Consider the following 26,725-nt stretch of genomic DNA (forward strand, 5'->3'; position numbering starts at 1 on the left):
AGACCAGTTCATTCGAAACGCCGATGTAGCAATCAGCGCCTACAGTGCACTCGTGAACATTGGCGATGCGAGCCACCCCACCCCTATCCAGGAGGAGCGGCTCCATCTGATCGCGCGTCGCGAGGGTGTGCTCAACATTGCATTGGTGATCCCGTTACAGGGACCGGCGGGGCTGTTCGGCCCGTCCTGTGAGGCGTGCGCCCAACTCGCGGTGGAGGAGGCCAACGCCACCGACGGGGTGATGGGCCGTGAAGTTCGACTGATCGCTGTCGACGGCGGCCAGGCACCGCGCCGTGTCGCCGATGAGGTCGGCGCCTTGATCAACGCTTCGGCCATCGACGCCGTCACCGGGTGGCACATCTCTGCCGTCAGGGAGGTGCTCGCACCGCGGATCGGGGCACGCATTCCCTATGTTTACACCGCACTCTATGAAGGCGGCGAGCACCGGCCCGGCGTATTCCTGACCGGGGAAACTCCGGATCGCCAGCTCTGGCCTTCCTTGCGATGGTTCGACCGCAACGCCGGCATCCGACGTTGGGCCATCGTGGGCAACGACTACATCTGGCCCCGAATGTCATCACGATCGGCCACCAAGTTCCTACGGGCCGAGGGTGGCATCGTCTGCGACGAGATGTTTGTTCCGCTGGGAACCACCGAGTTCGGGTCGGTACTCCGTCGACTCGAGAGCAGCGGGTGCGAAGGGGTCCTGATGCTGCTGATCGGCGACGACGCGGTTGCGTTCAACCGACAGTTCGCGGCCGCGGGATTCGACCGAGACCTGATCCGCTTCAGCTCGCTGATAGACGAGAATGTCCTACTCGCTTCCGGTCCCGAGAACTCCCGCGGACTGATGACCGCCGCAGGATTTTTCGACGATCTGTCCACCGCTTCGAGCCTGGACTTCTCTGCCCAGTACTTCCATCGCTTCGGGTCTGGCGCACCGGTGCTCAACAGTCTCGGCGAATCGTGTTACGAAGGCATCCGATTGATCGTCGAACTCATGAGACGGTCCGGATCGACCCAGGTGAACCCGATGCGCGCGATCGCGGAGGGACTGACCTACGAAAGTCCCCGTGGCAAGGTGGAGATCCGTGACGGACATCTGAACCATTCCGTGTTCCTGGCTGCCGCAGACGGACTACAGTGGGATGTCTTGCACGAGTTGCAATCCTGACGTCCCGGGAGTCCCGTTCGTCACCTCGCCCAATGGGTTAACCGATCATTTACACAAAGACCCACTATTGTCACGTTCACTTTGAAATAGTTTCTATAGAAAGTATTTCAAGAGAAAGTGAATCCGTTGGCGACCTACACCTACCGCTGCCCCGAGTGCGGGGAGTTCGATCTAGCACTCCCAATAGGCTCTGCGAACCGAACCACCGAGTGCCTCACGTGCTGCCAGACGTCCACGCGCGTCTACTCCGGGCCGGCACTCCACGGGAGTGCGTCACCGCTGCGCCTGGTTCGCGAACTCAGCGAAGCCAGCTCCTCCGAACCCACCATCACCCGTCACGTCCCGGAAGCCGCACGCGCCCGGCCGGCCGGGACCACAAACCCCCGCCACGCCCTCCTTCCACGCCCCTGACCAACCCCGGTCGTACCGAGCAACATCCCACGAATCAGGAGAATCACGTGCCCGAAGTCCTCTTCGATGTCGACCAGGCCAAACTCATGAAAGATCAAATGGTGCCAGGCCATAACCGCTGGCACCCCGACATCCCGGCCGTCGCGACCGTCCGGCCTGGTGCAGAGTTCCGCCTCGAGTGCCGCGACTGGACCGACAATCAGATCGGCAACAACGATTCGGCCGATGACGTCCGCGATGTCGACCTGAGCAAGGTCCACATGCTCAGCGGTCCGATCGCGGTCGAAGGCGCTGAGCCGGGCGACCTCCTCGTGGTCGACATCCTCGACATCGGACCTGTGCCACAGGCTGCGGGTCCCGGATCGGGTGAAGGATGGGGCTACACAGGCGTCTTCGCGAAGAAGAACGGCGGCGGCTTTCTGACCGACCACTATCCGGATGCCCTCAAGGCGGTGTGGGATTTCCACGGCCAGAAGGCGACATCCCGACACATACCTGGTGTCGAATACACGGGTATCACCCATCCCGGACTATTCGGCACCGCACCATCGGCAAAGATGCTATCGCGCTGGAATATCCGCGAACAGGCCTTGATCGACACCGACCCTCACCGGGTGCCGGCGCTGGCGCTGCCACCCCTGGCGAAGAACGCGGTCACCGGACTGGCCACCGGAGAGGTTGCCACCCGAATTGCAGAGGAGGGCGCGCGGACCGTTCCCCCACGCGAAAACGGCGGCAACCAGGACATCAAGAACTTCAGTCGCGGTTCACGGGTGTTCTATCCGGTCCACGTAGAGGGTGCCTTGTTCTCGGGCGGCGACCTCCACTTCAGTCAGGGCGACGGTGAGATCACATTCTGTGGCGCCGTGGAGATGGGTGGGTTCGTCGATGTACGGGTCGATCTGATCAAGGGCGGCATGGAGACCTACGGGGTGACCACCAACCCGATCTTCCTGCCCGGCAACGTCGAACCGCGTTACAGCGAGTTCCTCTCCTTTGTCGGAATCTCGGTTGACCATGAAACCGACACCAACTATTACCTCGACAGCACCCTGGCATATCGCAATGCATGCCTCAACGCCATCGAGTACCTCAAGAAGTTCGGATACACCGGTGAGCAGGCATATCTGCTCCTCGGTTCTGCACCGATCGAGGGGCGTCTGAGCGGCGTCGTCGACACCCCCAACTCGTGCTGCACGCTCTACCTGCCGACCGCCATCTTCGATTTCGAAATCAGGCCGTCGGCGGCCGGGCCAGTGAGTGTAGACAGGGGTCAATGCGCGACGAGTTCCGCTGCCATGTAACCGTTTTCAACAACCCATCCAACCTTCCAAGCAGAGAGAACCAATGATGAGCGAAACCGAAGTGCACATCTTCGAACTCGGAGATTTCACCACCCAGCACGGCGCCACCCTGCGTGGCGCACAACTGGCGTACACCACCTACGGTGAGCTCAACGCCGACAAGTCGAATGCCATCGTCTATCCGACGTGGTACTCCGGCCGACACTGGGACAACGAGTGGTTGCTCGGCCCAGGCCGTGCGCTCGACCCTGCGAACTACTTCATCATCATCCCGAATATGATCGGCAACGGCCTCTCGACGTCCCCGAGCAACACCGAGGGGGCCTATGCCGGACCACGGTTCCCCGACATCACCTTCTACGATCAGGTCCGTGCTCAGCACGCGCTCGTCACCGAGCAGTTCGGTATCGAGAAACTCGCGCTGGTCACCGGGTGGTCGATGGGTGCGGGACAGACCTACCAGTGGGGCGTGAGTTATCCCGAGATGGTCGAACGCATCGCACCGTTCTGTGGATCCCCGCGGACGGCCCCCCATAACCAGGTATTCCTCGACAGTATCGCCGCCGCACTGAAGGCGGACGCCAAGTTTGCGAACGGATGGTACGGCGATGACCTTCCGATCGTCGGACTCCGTGCGTTCGCGAGAGTCTATGCGGGGTGGGGTTTCTCGCAGGCGTTCTATTGGCACAAAGAGTACGAGAAACTCGGCTACACGTCACTGGAAGACTTCGTGGTCGGCTTCTGGGAGGGCTTCTTCCTCGATGGACGTGACCCGAACAACCTGTTGACGATGATCTGGACTTGGCGCAACGGAGATGTCGGTCTCACACCCGGATTCAACGGTGACACCGAGGCGGCGCTTGGGTCCATCCGGGCGACGTCCATCGTTATCCCCGCCGAAAAGGATCTCTACTTCCCGCCGGAGGACGAGGCCTGGGCCGTGAGTCACATGAGCAATGTGGAACTCCGCATCATGCCCGGGATCTGGGGTCACTTCGCCGGTGGTGGCAAGAATCCCGAAGACATCGATTTCATCGATGCCGCACTCCTTGAGTTGCTCGCCAAACCGGGTGGCCTGAGCTGACTTTCATCCATCGGTCGGGTGGGTTTTCCCGAACCCACCCGACTGTCTCGGTCACACCCACTCCACCTCTATGTCAGGACCTCCATGAAATTCACACTCCCCCATGAGATCAGCGCATCGATAGTGGCTTTTGCGACGGTCTTTCTCACGATGAGTCCGCTATTCATGCCCACCTGGGCCATCTTCATCACCTGGGCGGGGATCTTTCTGCTCGGCGGTCCGTCGCGTGAGAACGCGACGAAGATGGTCATCGCCACCACGGCGGGCACCGCGTTCGGCGTTGTCGCCCTCTACGTGAACAACACCATCAGCCCACATATCGGTGGCGGGACATTCGGTAAGACACTTGCGCTCGCCATCATCATCTTCGTGGTGAACGCATCGCTACTCACGCTCGGACGCCTTCCGCTCTTCAGCCTGATTCCAGGCATGTTCTTCGGATTCGCGTCGGTGACCGCAACCTACCTCGGCGGTTTCGGCTTCGACGCCGGAAATCTGGGTGCTGCTGCCGTCAGCTCCGCCGCGATGAGCGCGCTCGGTCCGCTCGCGGCATACCTCGGTGTGCGACTCATGAATGTGAAAGCCACACGTCTCGACGCTGCCGAACCCAGCCCGGCGACCTGACGATCTCGGTTCCCGTCACCCGCTGCCGGCTCCCGGGTGGCGGGATGTCGGGCCGCTGATCCGGACATTGATCTGAAGTCGGACATCGCCACCAACGGTGTCGGTGAGCACCTAAGCTGGAAACATCCGACTGGGCTGGGAGGCCACTATGTCGAACTTCTCACTGCGTGCTGCAGTACGTCTGATTGCGAGCGCCGCCCTGATCACGGCGACGATATCCGTGATGGGAGCCCCGGCGGCACAAGCCGCAGCGACCTGTCCAGGTGCCGGGCAAGCGCCGGTACTGGTCGCCCGGGTCCCCGGTGCCGCGCTCGAGGGTCTCACCGTCGATCCCGCCGGTCGCCTCTACACCACAGATCTGATCAGCGGCCGCCTGTTCCGGATCGATCGCCCCGGAGCCGGTGCCGTACCGGTGGCGACCGTCCCCAACGGCGGCGGCGGAGCCCTGGCCTGGACCCCGGACGGCACGCTTCTGGTCGGCTATGGCGCCGACGTACGGGTTCTCGTCGGCGATGTGGTGCGCGCCGCCTCCATCGCGAAGTTCTCGCCGTCCACCGGACAATTGACCCCGTTTGTCACCGGGCTGAGCGCGGCGAACGGGTTGGCGGTGGCGGGCAACGGGACCATCTACGCCACCAACGATTTCGGCGCACTGGTCGGACGGGTGTTCCCCAACGGGGCCGTGCAGCCGGATTGGGCCAACCTGCCGAGCGCCAACGGCGCGGTACTCGGCAACAATGACGGATACCTCTACGTCTCACGCACATTCGTCAATCCGGGTGTCAGCCGGATCCCGGTCAACAACCCCGGCGCACCACAGTCTCTGGTCACATTCGGTGGCGGCGACGTGATCGCGGCGGCCGATGGTCTGACGCTGGACTCCCAGAACCGGCCGATCGTCCCCACCGACATCAGTGGCGAGATCTTGCGGGTCGACGGACCGAACAGGTTCTGCGCCCTGGCATCCGGACTACCGGCGTCGAGCGTGGTCTCCTACGGCCGCAGCGACTCCGGGTTCTCGAAAGGACGTCTGTTCCGAGCCGGCTTCGACGGCAACATCTATGAGATCCCCGGTGCCTTCGATCCGAACGCGACCACCGCAGCACCGTAGCCAGTAGCCCGGTTGGGCACGGTCAATGGAGTTGTTGGTCGATGGCGGCTCGGGCTGATTCCAGCAGAGACGTTCGGTCCGGAACAACGATGCGCGGGGCCGATGGGCGATCGATCACGGGTGCATCGGGTGCCTGGTCCGCGGCGGTGTGCAGCAACATCGCGCATCGGTGGTCGCCGAGTTCGTCGAGCAGGTCGGCGAGATTGCGCAACGCGGCCCAGAGGTGCGTCCAATTGCCGGTGCCCGCAAAATAATCGATCACGTCGCGGTATCCATCAAGTGCTTCTCGAATGCGACCGCTGCGCGACCGCACGGTCAGCAACCCGACGGTGGCCACGCCGATCAGGAACGTGGCACCGGTGGTCCTGGCCAGTTCGATCGCGCGGACATAGTGCCCTTCGGCGATCAGGCCGTTGCCTGCGAAGTTCTCGATCTCGCCGCTCACATACTCGTTCCACGCAATCATCGAGGGGAAGTTCGCGCCGGCCCTGCCTCGACTGATGAAGGTCCGGGCCGCCTCGATGTCTCCTGAATAAGTCGCGGCCAGCGCCGCGACCCCCAGCGGCTCAGCGGGCCGCGGCGTCACCTTTTCCGCGGCCAGGCAGTATTCCAGAACCTCCGGGTAGTCGCCGCGGGCCAGGGCCGTCACGGACAGGGTGGCCAGGCACGTCCAGGTGTCGGATGGGTGTGTGGCACAGTCCAGCCCGATGCGCGAAAGCGACTCGGCGCGTGTGTGATCCCCGCTGTGGTACGCCGCCTCCGCCGCCACGCCGAATGTGAACGCCGCACCCGGGTGCGCGAGCAGGTCGACGTCTGCGGCCAATTCCTGAGCCCACCCGCGCAACTCGATGAGGTCGCGATACGAGATCGCGTCGAAGAGTGAGTTGATCATCGATACCGCCGCGTCCATCGACCCGCGACTCCGGGCCAGTCGCCACGCGGCACGCAAATTGCCCAACTCGCGGCGCAGATCCGCATCCGCTTCGGGTTCGCGATCGGTCATCATGGCCGCACCGATGTCGTGAGACCGTTCGATTGCCCAGTCCAGCAACAACTCCTCGGCCGACTCCTTCTCGTTCGCAGCGACCAGCCGATCACTGCCAAAGGTACGAATCGTCTCCAGGATTCGGTATCGGGCGGTGCCTCCGGAGACGTCGACGATGATCATCGACGCATCGACCAGCCGAGCCAGTATCGCACCGGGGTCGCCGGGTATGTCCAGGTCAGCCGAGAGTCGTTCCGCTGCCGTCAGATCGATGCCGTCGGCGAAGACTGTCAGGTGCCGGAACAGTTGTCGTTCATCGGGATCCAGCAGGTCATACGACCACTCGATCGTCGAGCGCAGAGTGCGATGCCGGAGGTCTCCGGTCGGGCGTCCACCACCGAGCAAGTCCAGCGAGCGGTCCAGCCGGTCACGCAGGTCCGTCAGCGTAAAGGTCGACAATCGTCCCGCGGCCAACTCGATGGCCAGTGGTATCCCGTCGAGTCGGCTGACGATCTCACCGACGGTGTCCAGTTGCAGGGCTGTCGGTGCAAGATCCGGGCGGACACGGCGACCGCGATCGAAGAACAACTCCACCGACGGCGCCATCGAACCGTCACGATCCCCGGAAGGCAGGGGCAAGGGCAGCAGGCGCCACGCGAGTTCTGTTGGAAGTCCCAATGATTCACGGGACGTCGCGAAGATCGTCAGCCGCGGGCAGGCATCGAGGAGGCTGACGATCACGTCGCGAGCCGCGTCGAGCAGGTGTTCACAGTTGTCCACCAACACCATCTGCTCGCGGTCGCCGAGCACTGCGGCACATGCACTGACCACATCACCTCGAATCACGTTGACGTTCAACGCCGCCGCCAGCGCATGCGGTACGGCTGCAGGGTCGGTCAGCGGCGCAAGCAGCAGGACCGTCACCTCCGATGCACTGCGAGCGATCTCCATCGCGATACTCGTCTTCCCCACACCCCCGGGACCGACCAGTGTGACAAGCCGTTCCTTTTTGAGCAGTTCCCGCAACTCGGCCACCTGCTGATCACGGCCGATCAGTCGCGTCCGCAGCAATCGGGGACTCGCCGACATCACGGCGGACGGTCCCGTGGCGCCACCGGCGATCTCACGTTCGAGCGTCGACAACGCCGGGGACGGATCCAGACCCATCTCGTCGGCCAACCGGGCCCGGAATCGTCGTCCGACCGACAGTGCCTCCGACGACTCGCCGGTCGCCGCCAGGACTCGCATCGCCAGCAACACCGCAGGCTCCCGCAGCGGGTCGGTTGCCAGCCAGGACGTGGCCAGTCCTACGGTCTGGCCCGCGACTCCGGCTTCGATCGCGCAGTGGATCAGGGTGTCGGTCACCTCACGGTGCAACTGCCGACATTCCTCGACCGCGACTGCGATATCCGTGATGTCGGTCAGGTCGGCGAGCAGTGGTCCACGCCAGAGTTCGTCTGCCTTCCGCAGCAGATCCAGAGCCGTGGCCGGGTCACGATCCAATCGACTTCTGGCCTGCGACAACAACTGCCGCGCCTGCAAGAAATCCAGCTCCTCCGGTGACAGATCGAGGCGATAGCCGGCAGCGATCGCCTGTAGTCGCGCCGACGCCGGACCGAGATGTCCCCGTAGGCGCGAAATATGCGCCTGGAGCGCCGATCGTCCCGACGCCGGTGCCTCCGATGCCCACAACGCGTCCACCAACTGACCAACCGGCACCGTCCTACCCGCCGCAAACGCGAGCATCGCGAGAACCGCCCGGCGTTTCGGACCTTTCACATCCACAGCGACGCCATCGACAACGAGTCGGAGCGGCCCGAGGACCTCCACCCGGACCGGCGGCGACAGCGCAACGTCAACCATCGCCCACCTCCTGTCAGCGCCGTGCCTGCCGATGTCAGCGACGTGTCTGCCACTGCATCGACGCTGTTCAGTGTGACCGGTTGGACCGGTTCACCGCATCAGTTACTCACTTGAAGGAGCAGTCAGATGGATGAAAACAAGGTCATGGAGTTCCTCGGCCGGGTCGTCACCGACATGGGCGCCGCCGGTGCCGCCGGTTCGATCGCCGTCGGCAACCGTCTCGGCCTCTACCGCGCTCTGGCGCAGGGGCCGGCCACACCGGAGGCATTCGCACAGCGAACCGATTGCGATGAGCGGTACCTGACGGAGTGGTTACGGGGGCAGGCCGCGGGCGGATACGTGTCATATGAGTCGTCCACCGGAGAGTTCTCGTTGACCGACGAACAGGCGTTCGCTCTGGCCGACCCGAACGGCCCGAATGTGTCGGCAGCGTTCGTGGGCATCCTCGGCTACCTGCGATCGGAACCCGCGATCACCGAGGCATTCCGTACGGGCACCGGCGTCGGCTGGCACGAACACGACCACAGCGTGTTCACCGGCACCGACGCCTTCTATCGTCCCGGTTATGCCGCCGAGCTGATCCCGAATTGGATTCCCGCCCTCGACGGGGTGGAAGCGAAACTCAGTGCGGGAGCATCGATCGCCGATATCGGTTGCGGTCTCGGTTCGTCATCGGTCTTGATGGCGCAGTCATTTCCGCACAGCATATTCGTCGGTGTGGACTACCACGACGAGTCCATCGATCTCGCGCGCAAGCACGCCGCCAATGCCGGGGTCGGAGATCGTGCCACGTTTGAAGTCGGTACGGCACAAGCATTTTCGGGTCACGACTACGACCTGATCACCATGTTCGACTGCCTGCACGACATGGGCGATCCACTTGGTGCGGCCCGGCAGGTTCGCAAGGCCATCGCAGCCGACGGCACGTGGCTCCTGGTCGAACCAGCCACGGCCGAGAAGGTCGAGGACACATTCAATCCGGTTGGGCGCCTTTACTACAGCGGATCGACGTTCCTCTGCGTCCCCAACGCCCTGTCCCAGTCGGGTGGCTACGCACTCGGCGCGCAGGCACCCGAATCGGCACTACGTCAGATCGTGGACGAGGCCGGATTCACCAGGTTCCGGTTGGCCGCGCAGACCGCGTTCAACAACGTCTACGAAATCCGTCCCTGACTCGTTTCATCACCGAGAACACCCCACCCACCCAGAGAGGCCGACATGGACATCCCGGTTGTCGCAGGCGGTGTCGCCACCGCGGTGTTCGCCTTCAGCACACTGCCGATGTTGACCAAGGCATGGCGCACCAAGGACGTGAACTCCTACAGTCCCGGCAACATCGCCCTGGCCAACATCGGCAATCTGATCTATCTCATCTACGTCCTGCATCTACCGCTCGGACCGGTTCTCGTGCTGCACCTGTTCCACACGTTGAGCACCGGACTCATGCTGTTCTGGTACGTGCGGTACGTGGTGCTGTCACCGGAAGCTTCCGGCCATACCCACGACACCGTGCCGCCAACCGTGCGACCGCGGTGAAAGGTCTCGCGGAATCATCCGAAAGCGTGAGAGATTGCTGGTCTGACGGATATAGGGTGACCTCAACCAGTCGAGAAGGGGCACCTGCGGTGGCGGCAAAAACAGGCTCTGGGTTGGTCCTGGCGGTACTGGCATCAGGGCAGTTCCTGATGACACTCGACAGTTCGGTCATGAACGTCTCGATGGCAACGGTGGCCGACGACATCGGTACCACGATCACCGGGATCCAGACCGCGATCACGATGTACACGCTCGTGATGGCGAGCCTGATGATCACCGGCAGCAAGATCGGGACCATGCTCGGACGGCGCCGCGCTTTCGCGATCGGGCTGATCATCTACGGCGTCGGCTCGACGATCACCGCCCTGGCCCCGAATCTGACGGTGCTGCTCATCGGGTGGTCTCTGCTCGAGGGCATCGGGGCGGCGCTCATCATGCCCGCGATCGTCGCCTTGGTGGCCGCGAACTTCCCGGCCGACCGTCGCGCAGGCGCATACGGGTTGGTGGCGGCGGCCGGGGCGATGGCCGTCGCGGTGGGTCCGCTGCTCGGCGGTGCGGTCACGACATTCGCCTCATGGCGTTACGTTTTCGTTGGCGAGGTTGTGATCGTCGTCGCAATCCTGTTGGTACTGCGCAAGATCAACGACGTACCACCGGTCCGCATCCGGCTCGACGTCGTCGGGTCCGTCCTGTCCGTCGCGGGTCTGGGCATGTTCGTCTACGGCGTCCTGCGCTCGAGCGAATGGGGTTGGGTGCAGGCCAAGCCGGGCGGCACCGAACTCGTCGGCCTCTCGCCAGTGATCTGGCTACTCCTCGGCGGTCTGCTCGTCCTCTACGGCTTCTTGCGCTGGGAGACACATCTCGCCGAGACCGATGGCGATCCACTGATCGATCCGGCGATGCTCCGCAATCGGCAACTCACCGGCGGATTGTCGATGTTCTTCGCGCAGTTCCTCGTCCAGGCAGGCGTCTTCTTCGCGGTCCCACTGTTCCTGTCGGTGGTTCTCGAATTGAGCGCCCTGCAAACCGGTGTCCGCATCCTGCCGCTGTCGATCGCTTTGATAGTCGCTGCCATCGGGATACCGAAGATCTGGCCGAAGGCGAATCCACGCCGGGTCATCCGGATCGGACTGACGTCGATGATCATCGGCATCGGAATCCTCGTCGCCGGAATGGATCCCGGGGCCAATGCCGGCGTCGTCATGATCCCGATGCTCTTCATGGGATTCGGGTTGGGCTCACTGTCCTCGCAGTTGGGCGCGGTGACGGTATCCGCGGTTCCCGATTCGCAGAGTGCCGAGGTCGGCGGGCTGCAGAACACCGCGACCAATCTCGGTGCATCGCTCGGTACCGCATTGATCGGCTCGATCCTCATCGCCACGCTCACCACGTCCGCCATCTCGGGCCTCGAGGACAACCCCGACGTCCCCGCGTCCGTCGCGCAACAGGCGTCAACCGAACTCGCGTCCGGAGTGCCGTTCGTGTCCAACACCCAACTCCAGGAATCGTTGACGAAGGCAGGCGTGCCTGCAGACACGGCCTCGGCGGTGATCGACGTGAACTCCGATGCCCGTCTGGAGGCGTTGCAGGCGGCGTTTGCACTCGCAGCCCTACTCGCCGTCGCCGCGCTCTTCGCGACCGGCCGGATCCCGCGAGCGCCGGCAGGCACGCAGGCGGCAGCAGTCCAGACGACGGACTAGCTGCCCTTCGCGGCGGCTAGATCAGCAGGCCGAGCAGCAGGACCATGATCAGGCCGGAGACCGAGAGAACGGTTTCCATGATCGACCAGGTCTTGATCGTCTGGCCGACGGACATCCCGAAGTACTCCTTGACCAGCCAGAAGCCGGCGTCGTTGACGTGGGAGAAGAACACCGAACCGGCGCCGATGGCCAGCACCACCAGGGAGAGTTCGCCGCTGCTGAGTCCGTCGATGAGTCCGAGGATCAGTGAAGACGCGGTGATGGTCGCGATGGTCGCCGAGCCGGTCGCCAGCCTGATCAGTGCGGCAAGGACCCACGCCAACAGGATGACCGAGATATTGGCTTCTTTGGCCCAGTCGGCCAGAAGTGTGCCGATACCACTGTCGACGAGCACCTGCTTGAACCCGCCACCCGCGGAGACGATCAGCAGGATGCCGGCGATGGCCGGAAGTGCTGCGCCCGTGCACTTTGCGATGGTGTCGCGATCCATGCCGGAACCCCGGCCGAGGGTGAACATCGCAACGACAACGGCGATCAGCAACGCGATGACCGGTGTGCCCATCACGTCGAGGACCTGCCGAACGATCTGATCATCGTTGTCGATGAAGATCTCGGCAATCGCCTTGCCCAGCATCAGGACAACCGGGAGCAGCACGCTGAAGATGGTGATGGCGAAGGACGGCCGCTTGGTGGTTTCACCATCGGCCGGGTCGGAGTCAAATGTGGTCGGGACCGGCAGCACAACCCAACGGCCCGCGAGCTTTCCGAAGAGCGGTCCCGCGACGATGATCGTCGGGACCGCGACCGCAACACCCAGGGCAAGCGTGGTGCCCAGGTCGGCACCGATGACATCGATGGCGACCAGCGGACCCGGATGCGGGGGCACAAAACCGTGCATCGCCGACAGGCCGGCCAATGCCGGGATACCGACGGTGACCAGCGACAGTCCGGAACGTCGCGCGACGAGGTAGATGACCGGCATCAGCAGCACCAGGCCGATCTCGAAGAACATCGGCAGGCCGATGATCGCGCCGACCAGTGCCATCGCCCACGGCAGCATGCGCGGTGAGGCATGTCCGACGATCGTGTCCACGATCTCGTCCGCGCCACCGGAATCGGCGAGCAGCTTGGCGAACATCGCGCCGAGCGCGATCAGGATTCCGACGCCGGCGGCGGTGGATCCGAATCCTTTGGTGAATGAGTCGAGTACGTCCGGAATCGCTTCACCGGCAACAATTCCCACGGTGAGGCCACCGCCGACCAGCGCGAGGAAGGGATGAAACTTCGCGACGGTGATGAGAACGACGATCACCGCGATACCGGCAAGCGCCGCCAGGATCAGCTGCCATCCGGGTGCTACGGGTTCAGGCAACTCCGTATCGGCTGCCAGCACAGCCATGGATCCGGCGTTCATCAGTTCTCCTCGGAGATGCTCGGGTCGACGCCGGCGGCGGCGACATAGGCCTCGACGATCTCGTCGATGGTTTGGTCGATGTTGATCTCGTAACCGTGCTCATCGGCCCCGAGAGGTTCGAGGGTCTCGAACTGTGAGGCGAGCAGCGACGGCGGCATGAAATGTCCGGGCCGGCTGGCCTGGCGTCGTCCGATCACCTCTGGCGTGCCGGACAGGTGCACAAATCGCACCGTCGGGCAGTGCGCACGGAGTTGGTCACGGTATTTGTGTTTGAGCGCCGAACAGCTCATCACGCCACCGTCGCCGTGCTCTGCGAGCCATCCGCCGATCGTCTCGAGCCAGGGATACCTATCGGCATCGTCGAGCGGATGGCCCGCCGACATCTTCGCGATGTTGGCAGCAGGGTGAAAGTCGTCGGCGTCAGCAAACGGGACGCGGAGCCGTTGCGCGAGCGCAGCGCCGACCGTCGACTTGCCCGAACCCGACACCCCCATCACAACCAGAGCTGATCGCATGCTTTCTCCTCGCCACGTCTGCTGACCCACCGCAGATCCCACTTCAATAGTCATACTTTTGTAAGGTTGTCCGTCATAAAACCAGTTCTTTGGTACACGAGCAAGCGAATGAGAAGATAATTGCGTGGCATCTGACACAACCGTGGGTGAATTGCATGGCAGTGTTGTGACCGATCTCGGAACTCGGATCGTGTCCGACGACCACTCCGCCGGGGATGTGCTGACACTCGATGGCGTCGGCAAGCACTACGGGGTGTCGAGGACGGTCGCACGCGAGGCCATCCGCGTACTGGAATCCATGGGCATGGTGGCCTCCCGCCGCAGGGTGGGGATCACCGTTCAGCCCAAGGAGATGTGGAACGTCTTCGACCCACGGCTGATCCGTTGGCGCCTCGACGCCGGCGAGCGAACAGAGTTCCTGTTGACGCTCTCAGAGTTACGTCGCGGATTCGAGCCGATCGCCGCGGCGCTCGCCGCCGAGCGCGCCGACGAGCATCAGTGCCGCATCCTGGCGGCCGCGGTCTCGGACATGGTGATGCACGGACGCTCCGGCGACCTCGACCAATACCTGCTCGCGGACAAGATCTTTCATCGCACCCTGCTCGAGGCAAGCGGCAACGAGATGTTCCGGGCGCTCAGCGATGTGGTCGGTGAGGTCCTCGCGGGACGGACCCATCACGGCATGATGCCCACCCGCCCGAATCCCGCAGCGATCGACCTCCACGATCAGGTCGCAAGGGCCATCAGGCTCCGGGATCCGGAAGACGCGGAGCGGGCGATGCGCGAGATCATCGTCGAGGCCGCGGCCGCCGTTTCCGACCCGGGCAGCGCTCAGTAGCGGCTCCCGGGACGGAAGATCTGCGTCGGCTTCATCCGCTGCGACGACGGCAACCACTGATTGACGCCGCGGCGCAATGTGAACAGCGCAGAGAACAGCAGCAGCACAAATTGCAGCCATCCGATGATCCGAATCGCCGCAGGCACCGACGGGTAATCGAAGAGCAGGTCGATGCCCATCGGGATGCACAGCAGCATCACCAGAGCCATCGTCACGTAGATGTTGCGTGCACCGCGACTGCGGCGACGACCGACCGCGACGAGCAGCGGGTACTGGACGGCCAGCAGGACAAGTGTGGTGATCAACATCGCCGGCGGGAAGAACCCGGCAATCGAATCGATCTGGTCAGCCGGTGCCGCGTTGCTCGGGTCGTCCCGGACACCCTCGTGAAGACGATCTCTCAACAAGTCGGTGACCGAACCCAGATTCGCGAACCCGTAGACCACACCGATCAACGCGGCTCCTGCGGCACCGAGCCACAACAACCAGGCGTGGTACAACGACGCCGGCGGCGGGGTGTCCACTTCGAGGTCGGCGTGGTCCTTGTCCTTGGACGTCCGGCCCTGCGCGATCCTGGCCATGTCGGCCGCGTCGAGTTCGGCCAGCGACGGCATCCCTTCCAGATCCGGCGGCACGATCACCGAGTCGTCCGGCCCGGCCTCTGATTTCTCGAGGTTCGGGCGGTCGCGCTTCGGTTCAGTCGGCTGATCCCCTGGGTCCTGCGTCACACTGTCGATTGTTGCATTCGCGAAACCCTCTCCTCCCGCAGGCCATGGCGACAAAATGAAGCGAGTTTGGTTTCACGGGAAACCGCGAGGCCAGGCGGCGATCAGCCGATCTTCAACATCCGGCCGATCGTTGCCTGCCACAGGGCGCCGTCGGCGCTGATCGTCCCGGTGAGCTGCATGGGTTCATCGACGGGTGCGACCCCAACCTGGGTACGCGCCCGACGCTGCCCGGTGTGGAAGTCGACGGCCGTGTAGTAGACCGGGCCGACCTGCTGCACTCCGCCACCAGGTGCAAGCGGGCCATAGCTCAGCGCGTAGATCAGACCATCGGCGCGGGAGAGTTTGGGCAGGGTGGCCATGCGGTCATCGCTTTCCCACACCCGATGGCATCCGTTGTCGGACACATCGATACGTGTCATCCCACCGGTAAATGCCGCTGCCGGTGGGTCACTCGGTCCTGAGGTGGCAAACGGTGGATATTGGAAGCCGTAGGTGCTCGGTATGACGATGGAGTTGCCCCATGCCATCGGCGAGTTCTCGGTTCCCTGCCCGGATGTTCCGAACGCGTCGGTGCTGCAGACCGGCGAACCGTCGTCGGAGCGATAGACAAGCAGCTTGGGCCGCGGCGCATTGTCGACAATTGCCACCCATTCGTCGCTGTTCGGACCGAAATAGGTTGGCGTGGTGCCCGATCCCGGTGCCAGCTGGCCTGGTCGGCGAACGCCTCCGGTCTCGTACGCGGCCCGCCAGATGATCAGCGGTACCCCTTGCTGATCAGCCCGCATCTCGTACAGCGCCCGGCTGGTCAGGATCGACGCCCCGTTCCGGCGGATGGTGAGACCGTTGGTGAGCTTCTCACCGTCCGGCAATTGTGTGGACCCGATATGGCCACTCGCATCGACGGTGCCGATCACACCGCCGGTGGTTGCAAACCAGATACGCCCGTCGAAGTCCGGCGCGAGTCCGGTGATGGCGTCGCCGGAGGGGATCTCGTCACTGACGTCCAGGCGCTCATCGATGAACAGCTGCCAGCGACCGTCGGGATTCTTACGGTGGGCGATCTTGAGGATCGAACCCGAACCGTCCGCCATCACGACGCGGTCGCGGCTGTCGAGATAGCCGTACACACCGCCGAGCAGTCCACCTTTGGTCAGTTGCAATGACGCGATCGGCGCAGCGGTCGCGGGGTCGAAGAGCGCCACGGTCGGGACGGCAAATCCTGGTGGATCGATTCCGACATAGCCGGTGCAGAGCGCGACCGGCAGGCCGTCGCTCCCGATGAACGTTGCCGCACAGGCACCACCGGGCAGCGACGACGCGATCAGCGTTCCATCGCCCCCAGGTCCGGCATTGGGCGTCGAATCGGTCGATGCCAGATCTCCGTGGATGAGTGCGGTTCCGGCCGGGCCGACGTCAGGGGCACCCGGATCAGCCTGCGCGGCTGGTGCTGTCATCACCAACGACACGATCACCGCGAGAAACAACACCGTCCAACTCCCAGAGCGCGTCACCCGCATATCCAAGCACGAACCGGATAACTCGCCCTGGAAACTGGCAAATACCGGGACGCCGAGGGCTATTTGCCCTCGGAGTGCTGTTATTTGACAGTCTTCAGGGTGATTGAAGCCGGAGCCACGTCCAATACGTCTGATCTCCATGGATTTCGGTGTCTATTCGACAAAGGAACTGCACCGGCACGGGCTGGACGATTGGAAGATCCGGCGCGAAGCCGAGTCCGGCTCGCTCGTCGGACTGCGGCGCGGTTGGTATGCGACGCCGACTGCTGATCCCGACGTGGTCGAAGCGGTCCGGGCCGGCGGGGTGCTCGGCTGCGTGTCCGCGCTACGCAAACATGAGCTGTGGGTGCCGCCCGGATATCGGCGGGTCCACACCCGACCGACCCGGCACGGCGAACTGACGAGCAGTCGAGCGTGCAGAGGATTCGGGCGCCCTCCCCCAGCTCTGACCGCCGTAGATCCGGTCCCCACCGCTTTGCTCACCGCCGCAAAATGCATGAGTTCCGAGCACTGGATCGCCACCTGCGATTCGGCCATGAACACCGCCGACCTATCGGTGTCACAGATGGTCACGGAGATGGGCCCGGCGGCCAGGCGAGTGGCCGCGCTCCTGAAGAAATGTGATCCGACGTCCCAGTCGGGCACGGAATCCATTGCCCGGGTACGACTGCGGGCGATCGGATTCACGGTGGTCGTTCAGCCGCAGATCTCCGGTGTCGGCCGGGTGGACCTAGGAGTCGGGCGGCTACTTCTCGAGTGCGACAGCATGACCCATCACACCAGCTTGGAGAACTACCACAACGATCGTCGTCGCGACCGTCGCGCATTGGTCGACGGCTGGATGACCATGCGCATCACCTACGACGACGTGCTCTACGGCTGGGACGGCGTGCTCGCCGATATCCGGGCGATCGCCCGGTCCGATCGCCACCGCACGCGACCGCGGCCCTGAAGTCTGGCAAATACAGGAACTCCGAGGGCTATTTGCCCTCGGAGCCCTGCTATTTGACAGTTTTCAGGGTGTCAGACCCGACTAGACCAGGAGTTCGGCAATCTGGATGGTGTTGAGCGCCGCACCTTTACGGAGGTTGTCACCCGAGACGAACAGTGCCAACCCACGGCCTTCCGGAGCACCCGGATCCTGACGAATACGTCCGACCAGGGAGTTGTCTTTACCGGCAGCCTCGAGCGGGGTCGGAACCTCGGTCACTGTGACACCGGGCGCACCCTCGAGGAGCTTGGTGGCTTCCTCGACAGACAGCGGGCGCTCGAACTCGGCATTGATCGACAGCGAGTGGCCGGTGAACACCGGAACCCGCACGCAGGTTCCGCTGACCAGCAAATCGGGGAGTCCGAGGATCTTGCGCGATTCGTTGCGCAGCTTCTGATCCTCGTCCGTCTCACCGGAGCCGTCGTCGACCAGCGCGCCGGCCAACGGCAACACATTGAAGGCAATGGGCGCAACGTATTTCACCGGATCAGGCAACGAGACCGCGGATCCGTCGTGGACCAGCTTCTCGGCGTCATCGATACCGGCACGCAACTGCGACACCAGCTCTTCGACGCCGGCCAGGCCGCTTCCGGACACCGCCTGGTACGACGAAATGATCAGGCGCTGCAGCCCGGCTGCATCATGCAGAGGCTTGAGGACCGGCATCGCGGCCATCGTGGTGCAGTTCGGGTTGGCGATGATGCCCTTCTTGGGATTGCGCGCTTCCTCACCGTTGACCTCTGAAACCACCAGCGGCACATCGGGATCCTTGCGCCACGCCGACGAGTTGTCGATCACCGTGACACCGGCGGCGGCAAAACGAGGTGCCTGCTCGCGGGACATGGTGGCACCGGCCGAGAACAGCGCGATGTCGAGTCCGGCGGGATCTGCCGTTGCGGCATCTTCCACCACGATCTCACCGCCACGCCACGGGAGCTTCTTGCCTGCCGACCGCGGCGATGCAAAGAACCGGATCTCGTCGGCGGGAAAATTACGCTCTTCCAGCAGCTTTCGCATGACGGTGCCAACCTGACCGGTGGCACCGACTACGCCTACACGTACACCCATGGTTATCGCCCCGTTCCGCCGTAGACAGTGGCTTCTTCTTCGCCACCGAGGTCGAAGGCGGCGTGCAGCGCGCGCACGGCGTCGTCGAGTTCAGTGTCGCGGCACAGCACCGAGATGCGGATCTCCGAAGTCGAGATGAGTTCGATGTTGATCCCGGCCTCCGACAACGCTTCGCAGAATGTCGCGGTGACGCCCGGGTGCGACTTCATTCCGGCACCGACCAGCGAGACCTTGCCGATGAGATCGTCGTAAAGGATGGAGCTGAAGCCGATTTCGTCTTTGAGCTTCGTCAGTTTCTCGACGGCCAGCGGCCCGACTTCCTTCGGACACGTAAAGGTGATGTCCGTCTTTCCGGTCGCGACCTCGGACACGTTCTGCAGAACCATGTCGATGTTGATCTCGGCATCGGCGACTGCGCGGAACACCTTGGCGGCATAGCCGGGCTTGTCGTCGAGCCCGACGATGGTCACCTTGGCCTCGCTGCGGTCGTGGGCAACGCCGGTGAGGATGGCTTCTTCCACGGGAATGTCCTCCATCGATCCGGACACCATGGTGCCGGGCTTGTTTGAGTACGACGAGCGCACATGAACGGGAACGTTGTAGCGGCGGGCATATTCCACACACCGCAGCATCAGGACCTTTGCGCCACAGGCCGCCATCTCGAGCATCTCCTCGAAGGAGACGGTGGCCAGATGCTTGGCGTTCGGGACGATCCGGGGATCGGCGGTGTAGATGCCGTCGACGTCGGTGTAGATCTCGCAGACGTCGGCATTGAGCGCGGCCGCGAGAGCAACTGCGGTGGTGTCCGAACCACCGCGTCCGAGCGTGGTGATGTCTTTGGTGTCTTGCGAGACACCTTGGAAACCGGCGACCAGGACGATCTTGCCTTCGTCGAGCGCCGACCGGACGCGGCCGGGCGTGACGTCGATGATCTTCGCCTTGCCGTGACTGCTGGTGGTGATCACGCCTGCTTGAGACCCGGTGAACGACTGCGCCTCGGCGCCAAGGGAGCTGATCGCCATCGCCACCAGGGCATTGGAGATCCGCTCACCAGAGGTGAGCAGCATGTCCATTTCCCGCGGTGGGGGTGATGGACAAACCTGCTCCGCCAGGTCGAGGAGTTCATCGGTGGTGTCACCCATCGCGGACACGACGACCACAACGTCATTGCCGGCTTTGCGCGTCGCGACAATGCGCTCCGCTACCCGGCGAATGCGTTCGGCGTCGCCCACTGACGAGCCACCGTACTTCTGCACGACCAGAGCCACGCAGTTTCCTTTCTCTCTCTTGCATCGAGCTGCCAGAAATCAGACAGCAGGAAAAACCCAGGGCCGCTACTGCCCCGTGCAAGGATAGCCACCTGCATCTTCACGTGCGCCGACGCATCGGACGCAGCCACTCGGTCGATGTCCGCGGCCGGTCCACACTAGGATCCGTGAGGTGCTGAGCCGAGCGACAATCGAAACCGTCAGCGATCGGCTGTACAAGCACCGCAGCTGGATCGAACCGATAGCGGCCTTCCTGGTGATCCGCCTCATCGGACTGCTGACCTTGCAGCGGTTCGATCAGCTCCGTAGCGGCGGCGGCCTCGGGTCGGTGCTGTCGGCCTGGGACGGCAAATGGATGTTGGCCATCGCAGAGCACGGCTATGGTGGCGTTCCTCTCACCCAGACCGACGCGCAGGGAATGCGCGACTCCGATACGCCCTACGCCTTCTTTCCCGGGTATCCGATGCTCGCAGGCGCGGTCGACAAGATCCCCGGGTTCACCCCGCTCGGTGCTGCTCTCACCGTCAACGTATTTCTCGGCGCACTCGCCGCGGTGGGTGTGGCGCGGATCGGTGCCATCTGTTGCGAGCAGATGCAGAATCGGCCGAATCCGCCCCGCTGGATCCCGGCGCGTATCACCAGCTGGTTCACCGAGGAACGCGACGCGTCCGGTGAATCCCGCCTCTCGAAGGCTGATCCGGCACGTGCGGGCCTACTGCTCTCGGTGTTCTTTGCCGCGGCCCCGATGGGCATCGTGCTGTCGATGGCCTACACCGAGGCACTCTTCTGCGCGCTGGCCGCGTGGACGCTGGTCGGTGTCTTGCAGCAGCGTTGGTTGCTGGCCGGGACCTGCGCGATGCTCGCCGGGCTGAGTCGTCCGACCGCGGTCGTCCTTATCGGTGTTGTCATCCTGGCCGCGGCACTGCGGCATCGCGACGGCTGGCGTGCCTGGGTCGCGATCGCGATCAGCCCACTGGGCTATCTGGGTTATCTCGCAGTGGTGTGGCACAAGACCGGTGAGCCGCTGGGCTGGTTCCGGATCCAGACGCAGGGATGGAACACCGAGATCGACTACGGCAAAGCGGCCTTCGACTTCGTGAACTACGCCCTGGTGAACTCACCAGAAATCGCGCCGGTGGCAACCGCGTGGATCATCGTCATCACCATCGCGTTGGCCGTCTACAACTTTGTGGATCGGGTGCCCTGGCCCGTGTCGGTGTACGGCGCATTGGTTGTCGTCTCGATCGTGGCCTCCAGCGGATTGATGATGAGTCGGCCCCGACTGCTTCTGCCCGCCTTTGTCCTGCTGATCCCGTTCGCCATCGGACTCGCCAAACGCCGGACATCAACCCAGGTGATCGTCGCCATCATCGTGATCACCTTCAGTTCCTGGTTCGGCGCACACATGCTGACGGTGTATCCGCACGCCATGTGACGTCCGTCGAGAACCCACGAGTTCGCGCCACTTGCCTACATCCGCGCCAGTTGCAACCGGCGCGGACGCCTGAAGATGGCGCGAATTCGTCAGGTCGGCACGCGCGACGGTTCAGCGGAGGCGACGGGCCCTGGCTTCGAATCCGTCGCACAGTGCATCGATCCCCTGATCGAGGAGATACCGCGGATCGTTCAGCTGCGGATTACCGGTCCCGACGAGTTCGGCAAGATGCGGAGGTGGTGTCCCGTCGGGCCTGCCCGCCAGCAGCCGCATGAATCCGCTTTGACCTTCGCCGTCCTCGTCGGCCCGGTCGTGCAGCAGGCGCTCGGCGACGGTACTGAGAACCGTGCCCGCGATGTGATTCCAGAGCGACAACGCCATCTCCGTCGCCTGCGCGGTGGTGATCCCCAACTCCAGGAATGCGTCCACCAGCCAGTCGAGACAGTTCAGGCTCTGCGGCCCCATGCTGCTGCGCGGTGAGGCAAACGCCAACAGGACCCAGGGATGCAGTTGGTAAAGGTTCCAGTCGACGTCGGCCGCGATCAACGCCCGCTGCCGCCAGTTCGCATCACCGGCAGGCGGATAGGGAAAGCGGACACCGATCTCGTCGGACATGGCCATGAGCAGGGAGTCCTTGTCGGACACATGCCGGTAGAGAGACATCGTTCCGACGCCGAGCCGGTCGGCGATCTTGCGCATCGTGACCGCGCCGAACCCGTCCGCGTCCGCGAGTTCGATGGCAGCATTGACTACTGCGACACGGGTCAGTTTGACCCCATCGGAGCCCTGTTCGGCATCAGCAACACTCATCGGGCAGACCTCCTTCGATTGATCATTCTCCCGAAATTTCCGGAACCCTGGAATAAACGCTTTGCGTACAACGTACCCATATGCGTACGTTGTACCCAACCCTATCGACCAGGAGTAGTGCAGTGAGCATCACGGACCGCCCAGCCAACAGCGGAGCCGAGGCGAAAGATCATCGCCCCGACCGCCGCGCGTGGTTCGGGCTCGCCGTTCTCACGCTGCCCGTGTTCCTGGTCTCCATGGACTTCTCGGTCCTGTACCTCGCCATCCCCACCCTGAGCGCCGAACTGGCCCCCTCGGCGACCCAGCAACTCTGGATCGTCGACATCTACGGCTTCCTGATCGCGGGCCTGCTCATCACGATGGGCAACCTCGGTGACCGTTTCGGTCGGCGGCGACTACTCCTGGTCGGTGCGACGCTCTTCGGCGTCGCGTCGGCGGTCGCCGCGTTCGCGCCGGACGCCTCATCGTTGATCGCCGCCCGCGCCATCATGGGTATCGGCGGTGCAACGCTGCTCCCGTCGAGCCTGTCGCTGATCGGCAACATGTTCCCGAATGCCGTGACCCGCGCCAAGGCGATCGGTGTCTGGACCGCAGCCTTTGCCGGCGGATCCGCACTGGGCCCGGTCATCGGCGGCGTTCTGCTGCATCACTTCTGGTGGGGCTCGGTGTTCCTCATCAACGTGCCGGTCTTGCTGATCCTCCTCGCACTCGCACCACGTCTGGTCCCGGAATACCGCTCGGGCAGTACCGACCCGTTCGACGTGCTCGGCATCGCACTGTCGATGCTCGGCATCCTGCCGCTGGTGTACGCGATCAAACATGGTGCGGCAGAAGGTCTCGACACCACCACGCTGGTCTTTGCGGCGATCGGAATCGCCGGTATGTGGCTGTTCATCCGTCATGAACGCCGCACCCCGTTCCCGCTGCTGGAGTTGAAGCTGTTCCGCAACGCGCGGTTCTCGGCAGCGATCGGCAGTGCGCTGACCGGCATGATGACGCTCGGCGCATTGAGTTACCTCACCGGCATCTACCTCCAGTCGGTGCTCGGACGAGACGTGATGACCGCAGCCCTCCTCGGGCTTCCGATGGCCATCGCGGTCGCGGTCTTCTCGATGAGCGCCTCTCGGATCGCCACATTCGTCTCGGTCCGCTGGGCTTTTGTGATCGGCATCGTGTTCGCCGCCATCGGCAACGCGGGGATGATCTGGCTGGGCGTCTCCGAAGGCGTCGGGGTCTATCTGGTCAGTTCGGCGATCGCGGGTATCGGCTACGGCATGATCTTCTCGCTGGTCTCCAACGTCGCGGTGTCGTCGGTCCCGACCGAGCGCAGTGGCGCCGCCGTGGGCATCTCCGAGACGAGCTTCGAGCTGGGCACCGCGTTCGGCCTGGCCATCCTGGGTTCGGTGGCCACCATGGTGTTCCGCAGCAACACCGAGAACACCGGGGCCAAGGACACCTTGTCGGAAACCCTCGATCATGCGCAGGACCTCGACCCGTCCGCCCAGACTGCGCTCGCAGACACCGCACGCAGCGCTTTTGTCGACGGCCTGCACGTCACAGCAGTGGTCAACGTGGCACTCTTGGCTGCGATGGCCGTCATCGTCGCGGTCTTGCTGCGCACCCGGACACCAGCCGTAGAACCGGCCAAGTAGGAGTCGAACCGGCTCCACCACAAGGAGTTACAACCGTGCCCCTACATCCGATCCTGGCCGGACGGTGGAGCGCCCGCGGCTACGACAGCGCCGCGGTGATCTCCGACGAGCAGCTCGAAGAAATCCTCGAGGCCGGTCGATGGGCGCCAACCGGCGGCGACAACCAGCCCGTTCGTTTCTTGGTCGGAGTGCGCGGCGACAGCACCTTCGCGGGTCTTGTCGACGGACTCAAGCGCGGCAATCAGTCCTGGGCACCGGCCGCGGCCGCGTTGATCCTGTTGTGTACGACCGACATTCCGGACGAACCGAAGATGCAGGACTACGCAACCATGGACGTCGGCCTGGCCGCCTCGCAGATGATCACGCAAGCGCAGGCAGGCGAATGGAATGCCCATCCGATGGGCGGGTTCCGCGCCGAGAAGATGACAGAGAGGTTTGCCATACCGCCGGGCCATCGACCACTGCTCATTGTGGCCATCGGCAAGCTCGCCGCCCCAAACGCACTTGCACCCGAAGTCGCAGAACGTGACCGGCGCGAGCGCACGAGGTTGCCGCTGCGCGATGTCGTCTTTCGCGACTCCTGGGGCAATTCGTACACGTCAGAGCCCTGACAGGACCCCCTTTGGAGTTCGAGAACGACGAGAGTAGAGTCGCCACCATGCAGCGCGTGCTCCTTCTCCTTTGCCGCGGCGGGGTCTGATCCAGACCGGCTTCCCGTCGCGGGCTTTGTGACGCGCCGGTCTTACCCCCCACCACCCCCGGAGATTGACCCAATGCCTGCCGCAGATGCTTTCACTTCCAATGCCAGCCGAATTGTTGAACCGGCCGGCCCCATCCCCGCCGATCAGCCCTCCTGGAATCCCCAGCGCAATTCGGCTATGCCCGCGCACCGATACCGTCCGTTCGCTGACGAGGTCGAGCCGGTAACGCTCCCCGACCGCACCTGGCCCGACAAGGTCATCGACCGCGCACCCATGTGGTGTGCGGTGGATCTGCGCGACGGCAACCAGGCCCTGATCGACCCGATGAGCCCGGCCCGCAAGCGCCGCATGTTCGACCTGCTGGTGCGGATGGGCTACAAGGAGATCGAGGTCGGTTTCCCCTCGGCCAGCCAGACCGACTACGACTTCGTCCGCGAGATCATCGAAGACGGCGCCATCCCGGACGACGTCACGATCCAGGTACTGACGCAGAGCCGCGGTGAACTGATCGAGCGCACCTTCGACGCCTGCCGTGGCGCCGCGAACGTGATTGTGCACTTCTACAATTCGACGTCCATCCTGCAGCGCCGCGTGGTCTTCCGCGCCGACAAGGACGCGATCAAGAAGATCGCCACCGACGCCGCCCACAAGGCCAAGGCCGAAGAGCGCAAGTACCCGGATACCAACTGGCGCTACGAGTACTCACCGGAGTCGTACACCGGCACCGAACTCTCGTTCGCCAAAGAGGTCTGCGACGCGGTCACCGAGGTCATCGACCCCACACCGCAGAAGCCGATCATCCTCAACCTGCCTGCCACGGTCGAGATGGCAACACCCAACGTGTACGCCGACTCGATCGAGTGGATGCACCGCAACCTGGCCCGCCGCGATTCGGTGATCCTGAGTCTGCACCCGCACAACGACCGCGGAACCGGCGTCGCCGCAGCAGAATTGGGCTACCAGGCCGGCGCCGACCGGATCGAGGGCTGCCTGTTCGGCAACGGTGAGCGCACCGGCAACGTCTGCCTGGTGACCCTGGGCATGAACATGTTCAGCCGGGGTGTCGACCCACAGATCAACTTCTCCGACATCGACGAGATCCGCCGGACCGTCGAGTACTGCAACCAGCTCGGCGTGCACGAGCGGCACCCGTACGGTGGCGATCTGGTCTACACGGCCTTCTCCGGAAGCCATCAGGACGCCATCAACAAGGGCCTGGATCAGATGAAAATCGATGCGGACACCGCAGATTCCGATATCGACGACATCACGTGGGCAGTCCCCTACCTGCCGATCGACCCGAAGGACGTCGGCCGCAACTACGAAGCGGTCATCCGGGTCAACAGCCAGTCGGGCAAGGGCGGCGTCGCCTACATCATGAAGGCCGACCACGGACTGCAGCTGCCCCGGCGCCTGCAGATCGAGTTCAGTCGCGAGATCCAGAAGATCACCGACGGCGAAGGTGGCGAGGTGTCGCCCAAGGAGATGTGGGACGTCTTCGCCGAGGAGTACCTGCAGCCGGTCCGACCGCTCGAGCGCATCAAGCAGCGTGTCGACGCAGCCGAGATCGACGGCGGCGAAGACCAGATCACCGCCACGGTCAAGATCGACGGCAAAGAGAAAGAGATCTCCGGTGCCGGCAACGGTCCGCTGGCCGCCTTTGTCGATGCGCTGTCGACCGTCGGTTATCAGATCCAGGTCCTGGACTACTCGGAGCACGCGCTCACCTCGGGTGACGATTCGAACGCCGCCGCCTACGTCGAGGTCGAGATCAACGGTGAGACCGTGTGGGGCTGCGGCATCGCGCCGTCGATCACCACCGCATCGCTGCGGGCCGTTGTCTCCGCCGTGAACCGCTCGGTGCGCGCCGCCGGTGGTGCGGATGTCCCCGAGGACGCCGAGCAGGCGCCTCGGACCTGGGCCCCGTAACCGCGGACCAACCACCCACTCGAACTTGTGCCGTCCAGCAGTGATCACTGCTGGACGGCACAAATTC

General features: G+C 63.9%; 22 protein-coding genes. 14 read left to right on the top strand and 8 right to left on the bottom strand.

The window, feature by feature from the left end:
• The first annotated feature begins 52 nt into the window (after window positions 1–52).
• From AC1TPF_RS00910 to AC1TPF_RS00930, 5 genes are all read left to right on the top strand, one after another.
• Window positions 53–1,174: a substrate-binding domain-containing protein gene (locus tag AC1TPF_RS00910; RefSeq protein ID WP_482142238.1), complete on the top strand. Its 1,122-nt coding sequence runs from the start codon at window positions 53–55 to the stop codon at window positions 1,172–1,174.
• Between the two features lie 458 nt (window positions 1,175–1,632).
• Complete coding sequence (gene fmdA / locus AC1TPF_RS00915; protein ID WP_482137039.1) at window positions 1,633–2,889, top strand: formamidase; 1,257 nt, start codon at window positions 1,633–1,635, stop codon at window positions 2,887–2,889.
• A gap of 43 nt (window positions 2,890–2,932) precedes the next feature.
• Complete coding sequence (locus AC1TPF_RS00920) at window positions 2,933–3,973, top strand: alpha/beta fold hydrolase (RefSeq protein ID WP_482137038.1); 1,041 nt, start codon at window positions 2,933–2,935, stop codon at window positions 3,971–3,973.
• An 84-nt stretch (window positions 3,974–4,057) separates the two neighbouring features.
• Window positions 4,058–4,597: a DUF1097 domain-containing protein gene (locus tag AC1TPF_RS00925; RefSeq protein ID WP_482137037.1), complete on the top strand. Its 540-nt coding sequence runs from the start codon at window positions 4,058–4,060 to the stop codon at window positions 4,595–4,597.
• A gap of 148 nt (window positions 4,598–4,745) precedes the next feature.
• Window positions 4,746–5,708 (top strand): SMP-30/gluconolactonase/LRE family protein, encoded by a 963-nt coding sequence (locus tag AC1TPF_RS00930; RefSeq protein WP_482142240.1) that lies wholly within the window; start codon window positions 4,746–4,748, stop codon window positions 5,706–5,708.
• Between the two features lie 22 nt (window positions 5,709–5,730).
• Here AC1TPF_RS00930 and AC1TPF_RS00935 read toward each other — a convergent pair whose 3' ends face one another.
• Window positions 5,731–8,556: an AfsR/SARP family transcriptional regulator gene (locus AC1TPF_RS00935; RefSeq protein ID WP_482142242.1), complete on the bottom strand. Its 2,826-nt coding sequence runs from the start codon at window positions 8,554–8,556 to the stop codon at window positions 5,731–5,733.
• Between the two features lie 126 nt (window positions 8,557–8,682).
• Here AC1TPF_RS00935 and AC1TPF_RS00940 point away from each other — a divergent pair, with 126 nt between their 5' ends.
• From AC1TPF_RS00940 to AC1TPF_RS00950, 3 genes are read left to right on the top strand one after another with little or no spacing between them, the layout of a single operon-like run.
• On the top strand, window positions 8,683–9,729 hold the full coding sequence (locus tag AC1TPF_RS00940) for a class I SAM-dependent methyltransferase (protein ID WP_482142244.1): 1,047 nt from the start codon (window positions 8,683–8,685) through the stop codon (window positions 9,727–9,729).
• Between the two features lie 45 nt (window positions 9,730–9,774).
• Window positions 9,775–10,092 (top strand): PQ-loop domain-containing transporter, encoded by a 318-nt coding sequence (locus AC1TPF_RS00945; protein WP_482142246.1) that lies wholly within the window; start codon window positions 9,775–9,777, stop codon window positions 10,090–10,092.
• Between the two features lie 56 nt (window positions 10,093–10,148).
• A complete protein-coding gene (locus AC1TPF_RS00950; protein WP_482142248.1) occupies window positions 10,149–11,792 on the top strand; it encodes an MFS transporter in 1,644 nt (547 codons plus the stop codon).
• Between the two features lie 16 nt (window positions 11,793–11,808).
• On the opposite strand, the gene AC1TPF_RS00955 is transcribed toward AC1TPF_RS00950, so the two are convergent.
• On the bottom strand, window positions 11,809–13,206 hold the full coding sequence (locus AC1TPF_RS00955) for a GntT/GntP/DsdX family permease (RefSeq protein ID WP_482137034.1): 1,398 nt from the start codon (window positions 13,204–13,206) through the stop codon (window positions 11,809–11,811).
• A complete protein-coding gene (locus AC1TPF_RS00960) occupies window positions 13,206–13,721 on the bottom strand; it encodes a gluconokinase (protein ID WP_482142249.1) in 516 nt (171 codons plus the stop codon). Before AC1TPF_RS00960 ends, AC1TPF_RS00955 begins: the two co-directional genes overlap by 1 nt.
• Before the next feature lie 124 nt (window positions 13,722–13,845).
• Here AC1TPF_RS00960 and AC1TPF_RS00965 point away from each other — a divergent pair, with 124 nt between their 5' ends.
• Window positions 13,846–14,559 carry a FadR/GntR family transcriptional regulator gene (locus AC1TPF_RS00965; protein WP_482137032.1) on the top strand — a complete coding sequence of 238 codons (714 nt, stop codon included), beginning with the start codon at window positions 13,846–13,848 and terminating at the stop codon, window positions 14,557–14,559.
• Here the strand turns inward: AC1TPF_RS00965 and AC1TPF_RS00970 are convergent.
• Together AC1TPF_RS00970 and AC1TPF_RS00975 are read right to left on the bottom strand one after the other, a co-directional pair.
• Complete coding sequence (locus AC1TPF_RS00970) at window positions 14,553–15,287, bottom strand: hypothetical protein (RefSeq protein ID WP_482142251.1); 735 nt, start codon at window positions 15,285–15,287, stop codon at window positions 14,553–14,555. The genes AC1TPF_RS00965 and AC1TPF_RS00970 overlap by 7 nt on opposite strands.
• A 101-nt stretch (window positions 15,288–15,388) precedes the next feature.
• On the bottom strand, window positions 15,389–16,804 hold the full coding sequence (locus tag AC1TPF_RS00975) for a hypothetical protein (protein WP_482143976.1): 1,416 nt from the start codon (window positions 16,802–16,804) through the stop codon (window positions 15,389–15,391).
• A 139-nt stretch (window positions 16,805–16,943) separates the two neighbouring features.
• Between AC1TPF_RS00975 and AC1TPF_RS00980 the strand changes: the two genes are divergently transcribed.
• Window positions 16,944–17,756, top strand: a complete 813-nt coding sequence (locus AC1TPF_RS00980; RefSeq protein WP_482137030.1) for an endonuclease domain-containing protein — start codon at window positions 16,944–16,946, stop codon at window positions 17,754–17,756.
• Window positions 17,757–17,837: 81 nt separating this feature from the next.
• Here AC1TPF_RS00980 and AC1TPF_RS00985 read toward each other — a convergent pair whose 3' ends face one another.
• Together AC1TPF_RS00985 and AC1TPF_RS00990 are read right to left on the bottom strand one after the other, a co-directional pair.
• Entirely contained in the window at window positions 17,838–18,863 is a 1,026-nt protein-coding gene (locus AC1TPF_RS00985) for an aspartate-semialdehyde dehydrogenase (protein WP_482137029.1), read from the bottom strand.
• A 2-nt stretch (window positions 18,864–18,865) separates the two neighbouring features.
• Entirely contained in the window at window positions 18,866–20,131 is a 1,266-nt protein-coding gene (locus AC1TPF_RS00990) for an aspartate kinase (protein WP_482137028.1), read from the bottom strand.
• 172 nt (window positions 20,132–20,303) lie between these two features.
• Here AC1TPF_RS00990 and AC1TPF_RS00995 point away from each other — a divergent pair, with 172 nt between their 5' ends.
• Window positions 20,304–21,566, top strand: coding sequence for a hypothetical protein (locus AC1TPF_RS00995; RefSeq protein ID WP_482137027.1), 1,263 nt, complete (start codon window positions 20,304–20,306; stop codon window positions 21,564–21,566).
• A 111-nt stretch (window positions 21,567–21,677) separates the two neighbouring features.
• Here the strand turns inward: AC1TPF_RS00995 and AC1TPF_RS01000 are convergent, their stop codons facing one another.
• Complete coding sequence (locus AC1TPF_RS01000) at window positions 21,678–22,376, bottom strand: TetR/AcrR family transcriptional regulator (protein ID WP_482142253.1); 699 nt, start codon at window positions 22,374–22,376, stop codon at window positions 21,678–21,680.
• Between the two features lie 122 nt (window positions 22,377–22,498).
• Here AC1TPF_RS01000 and AC1TPF_RS01005 point away from each other — a divergent pair, with 122 nt between their 5' ends.
• From AC1TPF_RS01005 to leuA, 3 genes are all read left to right on the top strand, one after another.
• On the top strand, window positions 22,499–24,028 hold the full coding sequence (locus tag AC1TPF_RS01005) for an MFS transporter (RefSeq protein ID WP_482142255.1): 1,530 nt from the start codon (window positions 22,499–22,501) through the stop codon (window positions 24,026–24,028).
• Between the two features lie 35 nt (window positions 24,029–24,063).
• Complete coding sequence (locus AC1TPF_RS01010) at window positions 24,064–24,639, top strand: nitroreductase family protein (RefSeq protein ID WP_482142257.1); 576 nt, start codon at window positions 24,064–24,066, stop codon at window positions 24,637–24,639.
• A 162-nt stretch (window positions 24,640–24,801) separates the two neighbouring features.
• Window positions 24,802–26,658: a 2-isopropylmalate synthase gene (leuA, locus tag AC1TPF_RS01015; protein WP_482137023.1), complete on the top strand. Its 1,857-nt coding sequence runs from the start codon at window positions 24,802–24,804 to the stop codon at window positions 26,656–26,658.
• Window positions 26,659–26,725: the final 67 nt, after the last annotated feature.

Source organism: Williamsia sp. Y853 (assembly GCF_056786495.1).

Excerpts from the sequence above, each read along its gene's own strand:
- AC1TPF_RS00920 (WP_482137038.1), top strand. The coding sequence starts at position 2,933 with ATGATGAGCGAAACCGAAGTGCACATCTTCGAACTCGGAGATTTCACC.
- AC1TPF_RS00925 (WP_482137037.1), top strand. The coding sequence starts at position 4,058 with ATGAAATTCACACTCCCCCATGAGATCAGCGCATCGATAGTGGCTTTT.
- AC1TPF_RS00930 (WP_482142240.1), top strand. The coding sequence starts at position 4,746 with ATGTCGAACTTCTCACTGCGTGCTGCAGTACGTCTGATTGCGAGCGCC.
- AC1TPF_RS00935 (WP_482142242.1), bottom strand. The coding sequence starts at position 8,556 with ATGGTTGACGTTGCGCTGTCGCCGCCGGTCCGGGTGGAGGTCCTCGGG.
- AC1TPF_RS00940 (WP_482142244.1), top strand. The coding sequence starts at position 8,683 with ATGGATGAAAACAAGGTCATGGAGTTCCTCGGCCGGGTCGTCACCGAC.
- AC1TPF_RS00945 (WP_482142246.1), top strand. The coding sequence starts at position 9,775 with ATGGACATCCCGGTTGTCGCAGGCGGTGTCGCCACCGCGGTGTTCGCC.
- AC1TPF_RS00955 (WP_482137034.1), bottom strand. The coding sequence starts at position 13,206 with ATGAACGCCGGATCCATGGCTGTGCTGGCAGCCGATACGGAGTTGCCT.
- AC1TPF_RS00960 (WP_482142249.1), bottom strand. The coding sequence starts at position 13,721 with ATGCGATCAGCTCTGGTTGTGATGGGGGTGTCGGGTTCGGGCAAGTCG.
- AC1TPF_RS00975 (WP_482143976.1), bottom strand. The coding sequence starts at position 16,804 with ATGCGGGTGACGCGCTCTGGGAGTTGGACGGTGTTGTTTCTCGCGGTG.
- AC1TPF_RS00980 (WP_482137030.1), top strand. The coding sequence starts at position 16,944 with ATGGATTTCGGTGTCTATTCGACAAAGGAACTGCACCGGCACGGGCTG.
- AC1TPF_RS00985 (WP_482137029.1), bottom strand. The coding sequence starts at position 18,863 with ATGGGTGTACGTGTAGGCGTAGTCGGTGCCACCGGTCAGGTTGGCACC.
- AC1TPF_RS01000 (WP_482142253.1), bottom strand. The coding sequence starts at position 22,376 with ATGAGTGTTGCTGATGCCGAACAGGGCTCCGATGGGGTCAAACTGACC.
- leuA (WP_482137023.1), top strand. The coding sequence starts at position 24,802 with ATGCCTGCCGCAGATGCTTTCACTTCCAATGCCAGCCGAATTGTTGAA.